Source organism: Deinococcus koreensis (assembly GCF_002901445.1).
GTDB lineage: Bacteria > Deinococcota > Deinococci > Deinococcales > Deinococcaceae > Deinococcus > Deinococcus koreensis.
Map to the genome: position 1 here is coordinate 1435163 of NZ_PPPD01000001.1, position 12794 is coordinate 1447956.

Below are 12794 nucleotides of genomic sequence, written 5' to 3' on the forward strand. Positions count from 1 at the left end.
GCCGGCGTCATGGCGGGCGCGGGGTGCATCCGTTACCCTCGGGGCATGACGCGCACCCCGGACACCGTGACTCTCGCCGTCGTGCAGATGCACGTCACCGATCAGCTGGAGGACAACGTCTCGCGCGCCGAGGCGCATGTGCGGGACGCCGCCGCCCAGGGTGCCCAGGTCATCCTGCTGCCCGAGCTGTTCGAGAACCTGTACTTCTGCCAGGTCGAGCGCGAGGAATACTTCGCGCTGGCGCACCCGCAGGAGAACCACCCCTTCATCGGCCGCTTCCAGAATCTGGCGCGCGAGCTGGGCGTGGTGCTGCCGCTCAGCTATTTCGAGCGGGCGGGGCAGGCCCACTACAACTCGCTGGTCTGCATCGACGCCGACGGCTCGGTGCTGGGCAACTACCGCAAGACCCACATCCCCGACGGCCCCGGCTACGAGGAAAAGTACTACTTCAACCCCGGCGACACCGGCTTCAGGGTCTGGCCGACCCGTTTCGGACGCGTGGGCGTGGGCATCTGCTGGGATCAGTGGTATCCGGAGACCGCCCGCGTGATGATGCTGCAGGGCGCCGACTTCCTGCTCTACCCCACCGCCATCGGCTCCGAGCCCGAGGGCGTGCAGTCCCCCAACAGCCACCAGATGTGGCAGAGGGCGATGGTCGGGCACGCGGTCAGCAACTCGTCGTACGTGGGCGCCGCCAACCGCATCGGCACCGAGCGGGTGGGGGAGCTGGAGCAGACCTACTACGGGCACTCCTTCGTCTCGGACTACACCGGCGAGATCGTGGCCGAGTTCGGAGACGCGGAGGAGGGCGCACTGACCCACCGCCTGAATCTGGCCGAGGCCCGCACCTTCCGCGCCGGCATGGGCTTTTTCCGCGACCGCCGGCCCGAACTGTACGGCGCCCTGCTGACCACCGACGGCGTGACGCGGCGGGGCTGAGGGCCGAGCGTGCAGGGCGGGGATGAGCTGCGTCCCCGCCTCTTTCTTTGGCCCCCCTGAGGGAACCCGCTGTGGAGCGACCGACGCCGGTTCGAGGAATCAGGAGACGATCCGACACACGGTCCCTAGCCGGCGATGGCGTGGAAACGGCGACCTGCGCGGCATCGGCGTGTCTGATTGCACGGAGCCAGGCGCCGACTTCCTTGAATCCGGTTTAAATTTTCAACTTCGCCGCCAGTTGACAAAAATAATTTTCAGGGGGTATGCTGCCCCCAGTTCTTAAACTTCGTCTCGACTCTCCTCCCGTCAGGAGTTCCATGACCCAGGTCGCGTCCCGTCCGGTCTCGCCCGCCGGGGCCATCAGCCGGATCAGGCTGCAGGCCCATTCGCTCTCGCCGTCGCTGCAACGGGTCGCCGACCACGTCGTCTCACACGCGGAGACGGTCGTCCACCAGACGATCACGGAGCTGGCGACCGCCGTGGGTGTGGGCGAGGCGACCATCACGCGGCTGTGCCGCAAGCTGGACTTCGCGGGCTTCCACGCCTTCAAGATCGCGCTGGCGGCCGATGTGGTGGGGCGCGAGAGCAGCGCGCCGGCGCATCCGGGCGACCTCCCCGGACAGGCGGCGCAGGTGATCCGGCAGACCTGCCGCACCCTGGAGGACACCGGGCGCCTGCTCGACCCCCTGGTGCTGGAGGCGGTCGCCGGGGCGCTGGCCCGGGCGCCCCGGGTCGAACTGACCGGGCAGGGCAACTCCGGGCTGGTGGCGCAGCACTTCGCCCACCGCCTGATGCGGATCGGCATCCTGGCGACCGCCTCCACCGACCCCCACCTCGCGGCCGTCAGCATCTCCACCCTGCCGCGCGGCGGCGTGGTGATCGCCGTGTCCAGCTCGGGCTCCACCATCGACACCGTCCAGCACCTGCGGCTGGCCCAGACCCACGGGCACTACACCGTCGCCATCACCCACCGGGCCTCCTCGCCCATCACCCGCTACGCCAGCGCCGTGCTGTTCACGTCCGCCCAGGAGGAACCCCTGACCGACTCCGTGCTCGACACCCTGGCCTCGCAGACGCTGGTGCTGGAGGTGCTGTACGCCGCCCTGCTCGCCCGCCGCCCCGAAGCCGCCGCCATGCTGCGCGTGACCGCCGAGAGCGTGGTGGAAAAGAAGTACTGACCGAGGTCGTGCGACCCCCCGTTCACCCCGCCGTGAGACCCGCGGCGCAAAGGAGATCACCATGAAACGGAGCCTGACTGCCCTGACCCTCGCCCTCGGCCTCTGCGCCGCCGCCTCAGCCCAGGCACAGACCACCGAGATCACCTTCTGGACGTGGTATCTGAGCCCCAAGTTCGACCCGTACATCAAGGACACGATCGCCGCCTTCGAGAAGGCCAACCCGACGATCAAGGTCAAGTGGTTCGACAAGCAGGCCAGCATGGTGCAGGATTTCGTGGCCTCGGTGAACCTGGGCAACGCCCCGGACGTGGTGAACCTGAACATCGACGAGACCGCCAAGGCCGCCCAGAACGGCTTCCTGCGCCCGGTGGACGCGCTGACCAGCCCCGCCACGCTGAAGGCCACCTACTACCCGCAGAGCCTGAAGAATTTCACCGTGAACGGCAAGGTCTACGGCTATCCCTGGTACGGCTCGCTGAACGAGGGCGTGCTGCTCTACAACCCGGATCTGCTGAAGCAGGCCGGCGTGAGCGCACCGAAGAACATGACCGAGATGCTGAACTTGGTCAAGACCATCAAGGACAAGACCGGCGCCTACGCCTGGGTGCCGGCGCTGAAAGACCCGGGCGGCGCGTCCTTCATGGGCTACTTCTTCTCCGACGGCCTGGCGGTGTACGACGCGGCCGGCAAGGCGGCCTTCAACTCGCCCGCGCACGTGGCCCTGCTGCAGAGGTACGTCGATCTCTTCAAGGGCGGCTACCTGCCCGAGGACGCGCTGCGTAAGGAAGCCTTCCAGCTCGCCACCGAGCTGTACCCGCAGAACAAGGTCGCCATGATCGTGGGCGGCCCGCAGGCCCTGAACCGGATCAAGGACACCAATCCGGGGCTCTACGCCAAAACCGTGGTCACGACCGCGCCGCTGGGCAAGGCGGGCGTGCAGACCGGCACCTCCATGGGTCTGGTCATCCCCACCGCCAGCAAGCAGGCCGCCGCCGCCGCGAAATTCGCCGCCTTCTTCGCCAACAACGCCAACCAGGTGGCCTTCGCCAAGATCGTGCCGATCATCCCGACCACCAGTGCCGCGCAGAACGATCCCTTCTTCAAGACCTCCAGCGCCGACCCCATCGCCAAGGCGACCAGCCTGGTGGGCGCGTCGGGCCGTTTCATCAACCCCGGCTTCAAGACCCCGGGCAACTCCGATGACCTGTACAAGAACTTCAGCGACAACATCGAGGCCGCGCTGCTGGGCAAGAAGACCGCCAAGGCGGCCCTGGACGACACCGTGACGTACTGGAACGCGAACATGAGCAAGTAAGCCTGATCGTACCGGGGGCCCGCCTGAGGACTGGGCGGGCCTTCTTGCTTTAAGGCCACTCTTTCCGATGACGTCGGCTCGGCTGCTGTGGCCCGTTTAACCCCTCAGTCACCTTCGGTGCCAGCTCCCCTCCCTTCGGGCTCTGCGAGTCAAGGGGAGCCAAGGATTTTCTTACCTTCCCTTGAGGGGAGGTGCCCCGCAGGGGCGGACTCGCAGAGCGCGAAGCGAGGGGTTCCCTTCGACCCCACCGCCCCCACCCCACAAAGGAACTCCACCCCATGCGAGTCAACTGGCGCCTCACGCTGCTGTCGTACACCTTCCTGGCCCCGGCGCTGATCCTGCTGGCGGTATTCACCTTCTACCCGCTGGCCTACGGCTCGTACCTGGGCTTCACCGAGTACGGCGGGGCACGCTTCGCGCAGGGCCTGCCGCCGCGCTGGGTGGGGCTGGACAACTTCCGCACGCTGGCGGCCGACGACCTGTTCCGCACCTCGCTGCTCAACTCGGTCAAGTACCTGCTGGTGGTGCCGGCGCTGCAGCTGGCCTCGCTGGCGGTGGCCTCGCTGGTCAACAACTCGCTGCCGGGCATGGCGTTCTTCCGGGCCGCCTACTACGTGCCGGTGGTGACCTCGATCTCGCTGGCCGCCGTGATGTGGGAGTGGGTCTACAACAAGGACGGCACGCTGAACTGGGTGCTGGGCGCGCTGCACCTGCTGCCGGCCACGGGCGCCTTCGGCTGGCTGAACAACGAGGGGTCGGCCTTCTGGGCGGTCATGCTGGTCACCTTCTGGCGGGGGTTTGGCTACTACATGGTGCTGTACCTGGCGGGCCTCCAGAACATCCCGGCCGAGCTGGAGGAGGCGGCGGTGCTGGACGGTGCGAATGCCTGGCAGCGCTTCTGGCGGATCACCGTGCCGCTGATGAAACCCACCATCCTGCTGTGCTCGCTGCTCTCCACGATTGCCGCGCTGCGGGTGCTGGAGGAGGTGCTGGTGCTCACCAACGGCGGGCCGCTGAACTCGACCTACACGGCACTGATGTACGTGTACTTCAAGGCCTTCCAGGGCTTCAACTTCGATTACGGCCTCGCCAGCGCCGCCGGGCTGGTCGTGGCGGTGGTCGCGCTGGCGCTGTCGGTGGCGAATTTCCGGCTGTTCCGCGACAGCAGCGGGGAGAACTCGTGAGCGCCGTGACCCAGGCACCGCCCAGAAGCGTGCCCCAGCGCCGCTTCCGGGCGAAGGCGGCGAAGCGGGCGGGGCGTTACGTCCTGCTGGTGGTGATCCTGCTCTTCGCGGTCTTTCCCTTCCTGTGGACGCTCGCCATCGCCCTGACCGACAAGCGCGCGGGCGGCTCCATCTACGACTTCCCGGCCAGCCTGTTCCCCAAGGGGCTGACGCTGCTCAACTTCCAGCAGGTCTACCAGACCTTCGGGCTGGGCCAGTACGTGTGGAACAGCATTTCGATTACAGCGATGACGATTGTCGGCACGCTGGTCGTCTCGGCGCTGGCGGCCTATCCGCTGGCGCGTTTCCGCTTTCCGGGGCGAGACCTGATCTTCGCGGTGATCGTCGCCACGCTGGTGCTGCCGGGCGAGACCACGTTCATCGTGAATACCCTGACCCTGCAGAAACTGCATCTGCTGGGCACCCACCTGGGCGTGGTCGTGCCCACGGTGGCCGGGGCGTTCGGCATCTTCCTGATGCGTCAGGCCTTCTTGTCGATTCCCCAGGCGCTGCTGGAGGCGGCCCGGCTGGACGGCGCCTCGGAGCTGACCATCCTGACGCGCATCATGCTGCCGCTGACCCGGCCCAGCCTGGCCGCGCTGGCGATCTTCACGCTGGTGGGCTCGTGGAACGCCTACTTCTGGCCCATGCTGGTGCTCTCGGCCGCGCCCGACAAGGTGCCGCTCAGCGTGGCGGTGCTCAAACTCAAGGGGCAGTTCAACTACGACCCCTTCAACATCGCCGCCGGCTCGCTGATCATGATGCTGCCGGTGCTGCTGGTCTTTCTGGCCGCCCAGCGCCTGTTCATGCGCGGGCTGGAGGGAGGCGTGAAATAGGCGGGGCTCCTGATGGGGCGGGGCCGGGCCCCGGCGACTGGGTTGCCCGCCCGGGGCTCAGCCTTCTGAAGTCGTCTGCACGCCGCTCGGGGCATGACCCACGACCCGGTAGGTCTCCGCGATCTCCTGACCGACGCTGTGGGCCAGCCAGATGCGGAGCGCGGCCTTCGCATCGGCCATATCACGCTGGCCCGACTCCGCCTCGTCGAGCAGAGGCAGCAGGGGCCGTACCGTTTCAAGGAACCTGGCGAGACTGATCTCGACGAAGGCGCTCATGTTCATGTCCATCGCCGTGAACACCCGCCGCGTTTCCCGGTAGATGTCGGGGTCGATGGTCAGGTTCAGCCTCGCCTTGGTGGTCTTTCCCATACGTACAGCATACAGACGCTTCTTCAGAAATGTACTCTGACGTCTGCCTATGAATCTTCATGGGGCGTTGAGCCTCTCTCTAAACTTGAGTCTAGTACGCTCAAGTCTATTGACTCCAGCTAACTGTAGCCCTATGATAGCTCCTGTTCAGAACTGCTGTCCTGTGGGCAGCAGAATCTTACCCTGCAAGGAGTCAACTCATGGCCAAAGCTGTTGGAATCGACCTGGGCACCACCAACTCCGTCATCTCCGTCATGGAGGGTGGACGCCCTGAAGTGATCGTCAATGCCGAAGGGGCGCGCACCACGCCCTCCGTCGTCGCCTACAAGGGCGAGGAACGTCTGGTCGGGCAGATCGCCCGCCGTCAGGCCGCGCTGAACCCCGCCGCGACCCTCTTCGAGGTCAAGCGCTTCATCGGCCGCCGCTGGGACGAAGTGAAGGAAGAAGCGGGCCGCTCGCCCTTCGCCGTGAAAGAAGGCCCCGGCGGCTCCGTGCGGATCACGGTGGACGGCAAAGACCTTGCGCCCGAGCAGGTCAGCGCCGAGGTGCTGCGCAAGCTGGTCACCGACGCCAGCAACAAGCTGGGCCAGAAGATCACCGACGCCGTGATCACCGTGCCCGCCTACTTCGACAACTCGCAGCGTGAAGCGACCAAGCAGGCCGGCGAGATCGCGGGCCTGAACGTGCTGCGCGTGATCAACGAGCCGACCGCCGCCGCGCTGGCCTATGGCCTGGACAAGAAGGGCAACGAGACCGTGCTGGTCTTCGACCTGGGGGGCGGCACCTTCGACGTGACCATCCTGGATCTCGGCGACGGCGTGTTCGAGGTCAAGTCCACTGCCGGCGACACCCACCTGGGCGGCGCGGACTTCGACCACCGCATCGTGGACTGGCTCGCGGGCGAGTTCGAGAAGGAGCACAAGTTCGACCTCCGCAAGGACAAGCAGGCCCTGCAGCGCCTGATCGAGGCGGCCGAGAAGGCCAAGATCGAGCTGAGCAACGCCTCCGAGACGAGCATCTCGCTGCCCTTCATCACCTTCGACCCGGAAACGCGCACACCCATGCACCTGGAGCGCACGCTGACCCGCGCGAAGTTCGAGGAACTGACCGCCGACCTGCTGCGCCGCGTGCGTAAGCCCGTCGAGCAGGCCCTGGCCGACGCCAAGCTGGACGCCTCCAAGATCGACGAGGTGATTCTGGTGGGCGGCTCGACCCGCATCCCGGCCGTCAAGCGCATCGTGCAGGAGATCGTGGGCAAGACCCCCAACGAGTCCGTGAACCCCGACGAGGCCGTGGCGCTGGGCGCCGCCGTGCAGGCCGGCATCATCCAGGGCGACTCGGCGCTGGGCGACATCGTGCTGGTCGACGTGACGCCGCTGACGCTGGGCGTGGAGGTCAAGGGCGGCATGATCGCCCCCATGATCACCCGCAACACCACCGTGCCCGCCAAGAAGACCGAGATCTACACCACCGCCGAGAACAACCAGCCGGGCGTGGAGATCGTGGTGCTGCAGGGCGAGCGCCCCATGGCCGCCGACAACAAGAGCCTGGGCCGCTTCAAGCTGGAAGGGATTCCCCCCATGCGCGCCGGGCAGGCCCAGATCGAGGTGACCTTCGACATCGACGCCAACGGCATCCTGCACGTGACCGCCAAGGAAAAGACCTCGGGCAAGGAAAGCAGCATCCGCATCGAGAACACGACCACCCTGGACAAGGGCGACGTCGAGCGCATGGTGAAGGAAGCCGAGCAGAACGCCGACGCCGACCGCAAGCGCAAGGAAAAGGTCGAGAAGCGCAACGGCCTGGACTCGCTGCGCGTGCAGGCGCTGAGCCAGATCGAGGAGAACGCCGGAGCCGCGCAGGAGGCCAAGGACAAGCTGAAGGCCGCCGCCGACGAGGCCGAAGAAGCCGTGCGCCTGGACGACGATGCCCGCATTGAGGGCGCGCAGAAGGCACTGGAGGAAGAACTCCGCACCTTCATGACCGCCGCGCAGCAGGGCGCCCAGAGTGGCGACGCGCAGGGCCAGCCGACCGCGAACAAGGCCGACGACGACGTGATCGACGCGGATTTCAAGCCGGCGGAGTAAGGTCAAGGGCGACCCCTCAGTCAGCTTCGCTGACAGCTCCCCTCAGAAGGGAGCCAAGAGGTTGGTTCCTTGCCTCCCTTCTAAGGGGAGGTGGCCCGAAGGGCCGGAGGGGTCGCACGCAGCGCCGTCCGTATGCGCCCCACCAGCACCACCCCACCGGGAGAGGACGGCCGCCGCGCCCCCTCTCCCCTATCTTTAGACCAATGTTCCGACGCCGAGGTAAACCCATGACTGACGACCACACGAAAAATGGTGCGCCCACCGACGCCCCCGACACCGAGCTGAAGACCATCGACGCCGAGACGAACGAAATCGACGTTCCGGAGGACGACACCGACAATCTGGAGGAAGACCAGGACATGGCCTTCCCCGGCATGGACGGCGCCATGTTCGCCCAGGTGCAGGAAATGATGGCCAAGATGGAAAGGGCCGACGAGCTGGAGAAGGAGAACGCCGACCTGAAGTTCAAGCTGGGCCGCCTGGCCGCCGATTTCGAGTCCTACCGCACCCGCACCCAGCAGGACGTGCAGGGCGCCGAGGGCCAGGGCGTCAGTAAAGCTGCCGAGGCGCTGATGCCGGTCTACGACGACCTCGACCGCGCGGTGACGATGGGCGCCGCCGAACCCGCCAAGCTAATTCCCGGGATGCAGGCGGTGCAGCAGAAGGTGCTGAGCATCTTCGCGGGCCTGGGCCTGGAAGCCACCGGCCAGGAGGGCGAGGCCTTCGACCCCCAGTGGCACGAGGCGCTGCAGGTCGTCCCCGGCGAGCAGGACGACGTGATCGTGCAGGTCTACTCCCTGGGCTTCCGTATGGGCGACCGGCTCGTGCGTCCGGCGCGCGTCGTCGTCAGCCGGAAAGGGTAGAAGGGTGATCGTTGATGGTTGATCGAGAAGACGAACCCACGCCGCCTGAGCAGCAGGCCACTCCATCACCTGTCAACCATCGACCATCACCGTCCCGTGATCCCCTGCACGGCGTCACGCTCGCCATGATCCTGGAGCGGCTGCACGCCGAGTACGGCTGGGAGGGGCTGGCCCGCCGCGTCCCGGTGCGCTGCTTCCAGCTCGATCCGAGCGTGCCCAGCAGCCTGAAATTCCTCCGCAAGACGCCGTGGGCCCGGGCGAAGGTCGAGGCGCTGTACGTGGATCTGGTGACGACCTGAGCCCTGTTCCTGTCTGTTAGACCGTTGGACTTTTAGACGGTTAGACCCCTCCCCTCTCCCCGCCCGAAGGAGGCGACCACATGGCCTACAAGGACTATTACGACGTGTTGGGCGTGTCCAGAGGCGCGTCCGACGCCGACATCAAGAGCGCCTACCGCAAGCTGGCCAAGCAGTTCCACCCCGACAAGAACCAGGGCGACGAGAAGTCGGCCGACAAGTTCAAGGAGGTGGGCGAGGCCTACGCGGTGCTCAGCGACCCCGAGAAGCGCAAGGTGTACGACCAGTACGGCCACACCGGTCAGGTGCCGCCGGGCTACGGGGGCGGGGGCGGCTTTCAGGGCGGCGACTTCGCCGGCTTCGATCCGGGGCAGTTCAGCGACTTCTTCCAGGGGCTGTTCGGGCGGGGCGGCGGGGGCGGCGGCTTCCGCAATCCGGCCGGGCAGCAGGTCAACCTGGAGGATCTGCTGGGCGGCCTGGGCGGAACGGGCAGCGGGAGGCGCTTCGTGCAGAACGTGGAAGGCGAGTTGCAGGTCACGCTGGAGGAAGCCTTCTCCGGTTCCGACGAGGTCATCAACGTGGACGGCAAACGCCTGAGCCTGCGCGTTCCGGCCGGCACCCGCGACGGCGCGCGTCTGCGGCTGGCGGGGCAGGGGCCGGGCGGCGGCGACGTGCTGCTCACCATCCGGGTTCTGGAAGATGCCCGCTTCGACCTTGACGGCGATCACCTGACCACCACCGTGGACGTGCCCGCCCCGGTGGCGGCGCTGGGCGGCGACGTGAAGGTGCAGACCCTCAGCGGCGGCTCTGGACAGCTCTCCATTCCGGCGGGCAGCAGCAGCGGGCGCCGGATGCGGCTGCGCGGCCAGGGCTGGCCCAGGAAGGACGGCACGCGCGGCGACCTGTACGTACGGCTGAACATCACCGTGCCGCCCCACCTGTCGGACGAGGAGAAGGAGCTGTACCGCCGGCTGCGCGACCTGCAGCACTGATCCGGGGTGCCGCGTGTGCGGCGCTGGGATGGGGGACGCGGAGACGTATCAACCTTGAAGTGAAGGCGCTGGCCCCCTTGCGGCCAGCGCTGTTTCATTCGATGGATGGCCCAGCCAGTGCGTATGCTGCGGCCATGACCACTGCTCTGAACACATGGCGCCGCACCCTCCTGCTGACTCTGATGGGGACTCTGGGGAACGCCGCACACGCCGCGTGTACCTCGGCCTATTACCCGATCCGCGAGGGGCTCAGCCGCACCTACCAGGGCACCGTCTCCGGTCAGAAGGTCAGCTATACCGAGACGGTCAGCCGGGTCAGTGCCGGGGGCTTCACGGTCACGACCACGGTGGCGGGCGCGCCCCCGACCACCGCGACGTTCAAGTGCGGGCCTGCTGGGGTGATCGCCACTCCGGCCATCAACAATCCGGCCCTCAAGATCACGTCCATCAAGCAGCGTGGCGTGACCCAGCCGCCGGAACTGAGCGTGGGCAAGAGCTGGTCGAGCGGGGTCGTTCTGGACGGCACCGCCCAGGGTCAGGCGGTGCACAACGAGACCGACATCGTGATGAAGGTGGTGTCCAGCGAGCAGATCAAGACCAGACTGGGCACCTTCACCGCACTGAAGGTCGTGTCCACCACGACTGTCAGGATGACGATGGCCGGCCAGAAAATGGCCCCGCCAGCCATCGAATCGACGAGCTGGCTGGTCAAGGGCATGGGGCTGGTGAGGAGCGCGCTTCCCGGCGGCACCATCGAACTGGTGAAATTCAAATAGGCCGGGGGGAGTCTGTTCTCCCCTTTTCACCCCATGATCGGCTCAGAGGGGCTCACCCCACGGTGTCTGCGCTGATGCCCTCCAGGGCCGTCTGGTCGGCGTTTCCCGTAGTGCGGGTCGAGAGGTCGCCCAGGCTGACGATCCCCACGACCCTGCCGCCCTCGGTCGCGGGCAGGCGCCTGAGCTGGCGCTGGGCCATCGACTGCGCCGCCTCGGTCACGTCGGTGCCGCTGTCCATGCTGAACACGTTGCCGGTGGCGTAGTCGTTCGCCACGCTGCCCAGGTCGTGCCCGTAGGCCACCGCACGCACCACGATGTCGCGGTCGGTGATGATCCCGCGCAGCTCGTCGCCGTCCATGATCAGCACGGTGCCGATATCCTCCTGTGCCATCAGCGAGGCGACCTCCTTGAGGGTGGCGCCGGCGTCGGTGGTGATCAGTTCCCTGGTCATGATGTCTCTGAGGGTGGGCATGGGTGCACGCTACGCCCGCCCCGCCTGGCCCGGATGGCAGAACCCTCAAGGCGGCTGCATCCTCGCGCCGGGAGGCCGGCGCCGGCTCAGCCCCCGGTCTCGGTTTCGGCCTGGCGCTGCTGGTAGCGCAGGCGCGAGCGCTCGATGGCCTCCCGGTGCTGCTCGGCCCAGAGCCACACGCCGCAGAAGGCGGCGCCCAGGCTGCGGCCCAGCCCTGTCAGTTCGTAGTCCACATGGGGCGGAATGACGGGGTGCACGGTTCGCACGAGCAGCCCGTCGGCCTCCATCTGGCGCAGGGTCTTGGTCAGCATCTTCTGGCTGACGCCGCCGATCAGGCCGCTCAGCCGCGTGAAGCGCAGCCGCCCGTGCTCCTCCAGGGTCTCCAGCACCAGCATCGTCCACTTGTCGGCCACCCGGCCGATGATCCCGTTCACCAGGGCGTCCAGCTCGGGATCGCCTGGGGTCGTCGGGACAGCGCAGGCAGTTCCCGACTTCTTCAACTGGCTCAGCTTCACCTGCGTCTCTGTTCCCGTCAACACGTCACTCTCCTTTTGGTGCCTATAGAACTTCCGGGTGCCTTCTTCCCATCGGTGCGCATCCAGCTTACACTCCGCCCCAGGAGGTTCACCATGAACATGACTGGCAACACCATCCTGATCACCGGCGGCGGCTCCGGCATCGGCCGGGCGCTGGCCGAAGCCTTCCACGCCCGGGGCAACCGGGTCGTCATCGCAGGGCGCCGCCAGAGCGTGCTGGACGAGGTCACGGCGTGGCATCCGGGGATGCGTTCGGCACTGCTGGATATCAGCGACGCCGGGTCGATGGGCACCTTCGCGGCGCAGCTCACGGCCGAGGTGCCCGAGCTGAACGTGGTCATCCACAACGCCGGCATCATGCAGAACGAGACGCTGCCCTCCGGCGACCTGGGCGTGGCCGAGGCGACCATCGCGACCAACCTGCTGGGGCCGATCCGGCTCACGGCGGCCCTGCTGCCGCACCTGCTGACCCGCCCCCAGGCGACGATCATGACCGTCTCGTCGGGCCTGGCCTTCGTGCCGCTGGCGCTGACCCCGACCTACGGCGCCAGCAAGGCGGCCATCCACTCGTACACCCAGGCGCTGCGCTACCAGCTGAAAGACACGGCCGTGCAGGTCACCGAACTGATTCCGCCCTACGTGCAGACCGGGCTGCAGGGCGAATGGCAGGCGAACGACCCCAGCGCGATGCCGCTGGCGGACTTTATCGGCGAGACCCTGCGCCTGCTGGAGGCTTCACCGGACGCCGCCGAGATCACCGTGGAGCGGGTCAAGGCCCTGCGTTTCGCGGAGGCGGGCGGGGCCGGGGCCTACAACGCCTTCTTCACGCGCATGAACGACGCCGTAAGCGCGGCTCGGGCGCACGGGTAGACCGACAGCAGAAAGGGGCGTGTACCTGCGGCGATCCGCGCG

General features: G+C 67.2%; 14 protein-coding genes. 11 read left to right on the forward strand and 3 right to left on the reverse strand.

Features of this window, described 5'->3' with window-relative positions:
- The first annotated feature begins 45 nt into the window (after positions 1–45).
- The 5 genes from aguB (at position 46) to CVO96_RS06850 (ending at position 5491) form a co-directional block, all read left to right on the forward strand.
- Positions 46–939 (forward strand): N-carbamoylputrescine amidase, encoded by an 894-nt coding sequence (aguB, locus tag CVO96_RS06830; protein ID WP_103311571.1) that lies wholly within the window; start codon positions 46–48, stop codon positions 937–939.
- Positions 940–1256: 317 nt separating this feature from the next.
- A complete protein-coding gene (locus CVO96_RS06835) occupies positions 1257–2117 on the forward strand; it encodes a MurR/RpiR family transcriptional regulator (protein WP_103311572.1) in 861 nt (286 codons plus the stop codon).
- Positions 2118–2178: 61 nt separating this feature from the next.
- Positions 2179–3432 carry an ABC transporter substrate-binding protein gene (locus CVO96_RS06840; protein WP_103311573.1) on the forward strand — a complete coding sequence of 418 codons (1254 nt, stop codon included), beginning with the start codon at positions 2179–2181 and terminating at the stop codon, positions 3430–3432.
- A 278-nt stretch (positions 3433–3710) separates the two neighbouring features.
- The gene (locus CVO96_RS06845) at positions 3711–4616 is read left to right on the forward strand and encodes a carbohydrate ABC transporter permease (RefSeq protein ID WP_103311574.1); all 906 of its coding nucleotides are present in this window, start codon (positions 3711–3713) and stop codon (positions 4614–4616) included.
- Positions 4613–5491 (forward strand): carbohydrate ABC transporter permease, encoded by an 879-nt coding sequence (locus CVO96_RS06850; protein ID WP_103311575.1) that lies wholly within the window; start codon positions 4613–4615, stop codon positions 5489–5491. Before CVO96_RS06845 ends, CVO96_RS06850 begins: the two co-directional genes overlap by 4 nt.
- A gap of 57 nt (positions 5492–5548) precedes the next feature.
- Here the strand turns inward: CVO96_RS06850 and CVO96_RS06855 are convergent, their stop codons facing one another.
- Entirely contained in the window at positions 5549–5860 is a 312-nt protein-coding gene (locus tag CVO96_RS06855) for a type II toxin-antitoxin system CcdA family antitoxin (RefSeq protein WP_103311576.1), read from the reverse strand.
- Positions 5861–6060: 200 nt separating this feature from the next.
- Here CVO96_RS06855 and dnaK point away from each other — a divergent pair, with 200 nt between their 5' ends.
- The 5 genes from dnaK to CVO96_RS06880 all read left to right on the forward strand — a co-directional run bounded on the left by dnaK (position 6061) and on the right by CVO96_RS06880 (position 10874).
- Positions 6061–7947 (forward strand): molecular chaperone DnaK, encoded by a 1887-nt coding sequence (dnaK, locus tag CVO96_RS06860; protein WP_103311577.1) that lies wholly within the window; start codon positions 6061–6063, stop codon positions 7945–7947.
- A 227-nt stretch (positions 7948–8174) separates the two neighbouring features.
- Complete coding sequence (locus CVO96_RS06865) at positions 8175–8810, forward strand: nucleotide exchange factor GrpE (RefSeq protein WP_103311578.1); 636 nt, start codon at positions 8175–8177, stop codon at positions 8808–8810.
- 14 nt (positions 8811–8824) lie between these two features.
- Positions 8825–9109 carry a VF530 family protein gene (locus tag CVO96_RS21760; RefSeq protein WP_103311579.1) on the forward strand — a complete coding sequence of 95 codons (285 nt, stop codon included), beginning with the start codon at positions 8825–8827 and terminating at the stop codon, positions 9107–9109.
- An 80-nt stretch (positions 9110–9189) separates the two neighbouring features.
- Entirely contained in the window at positions 9190–10098 is a 909-nt protein-coding gene (locus tag CVO96_RS06875; RefSeq protein ID WP_103311580.1) for a DnaJ C-terminal domain-containing protein, read from the forward strand.
- A 134-nt stretch (positions 10099–10232) separates the two neighbouring features.
- Positions 10233–10874, forward strand: coding sequence for a hypothetical protein (locus tag CVO96_RS06880; RefSeq protein ID WP_103311581.1), 642 nt, complete (start codon positions 10233–10235; stop codon positions 10872–10874).
- A 52-nt stretch (positions 10875–10926) separates the two neighbouring features.
- Here CVO96_RS06880 and CVO96_RS06885 read toward each other — a convergent pair whose 3' ends face one another.
- Together CVO96_RS06885 and CVO96_RS06890 are read right to left on the reverse strand one after the other, a co-directional pair.
- Positions 10927–11346, reverse strand: a complete 420-nt coding sequence (locus CVO96_RS06885) for a CBS domain-containing protein (RefSeq protein ID WP_103311582.1) — start codon at positions 11344–11346, stop codon at positions 10927–10929.
- 86 nt (positions 11347–11432) lie between these two features.
- Entirely contained in the window at positions 11433–11885 is a 453-nt protein-coding gene (locus CVO96_RS06890; protein WP_103311583.1) for a winged helix-turn-helix transcriptional regulator, read from the reverse strand.
- A 90-nt stretch (positions 11886–11975) separates the two neighbouring features.
- Between CVO96_RS06890 and CVO96_RS06895 the strand changes: the two genes are divergently transcribed.
- On the forward strand, positions 11976–12752 hold the full coding sequence (locus tag CVO96_RS06895) for an SDR family oxidoreductase (RefSeq protein ID WP_103311584.1): 777 nt from the start codon (positions 11976–11978) through the stop codon (positions 12750–12752).
- The last annotated feature ends 42 nt before the right edge of the window (positions 12753–12794 follow it).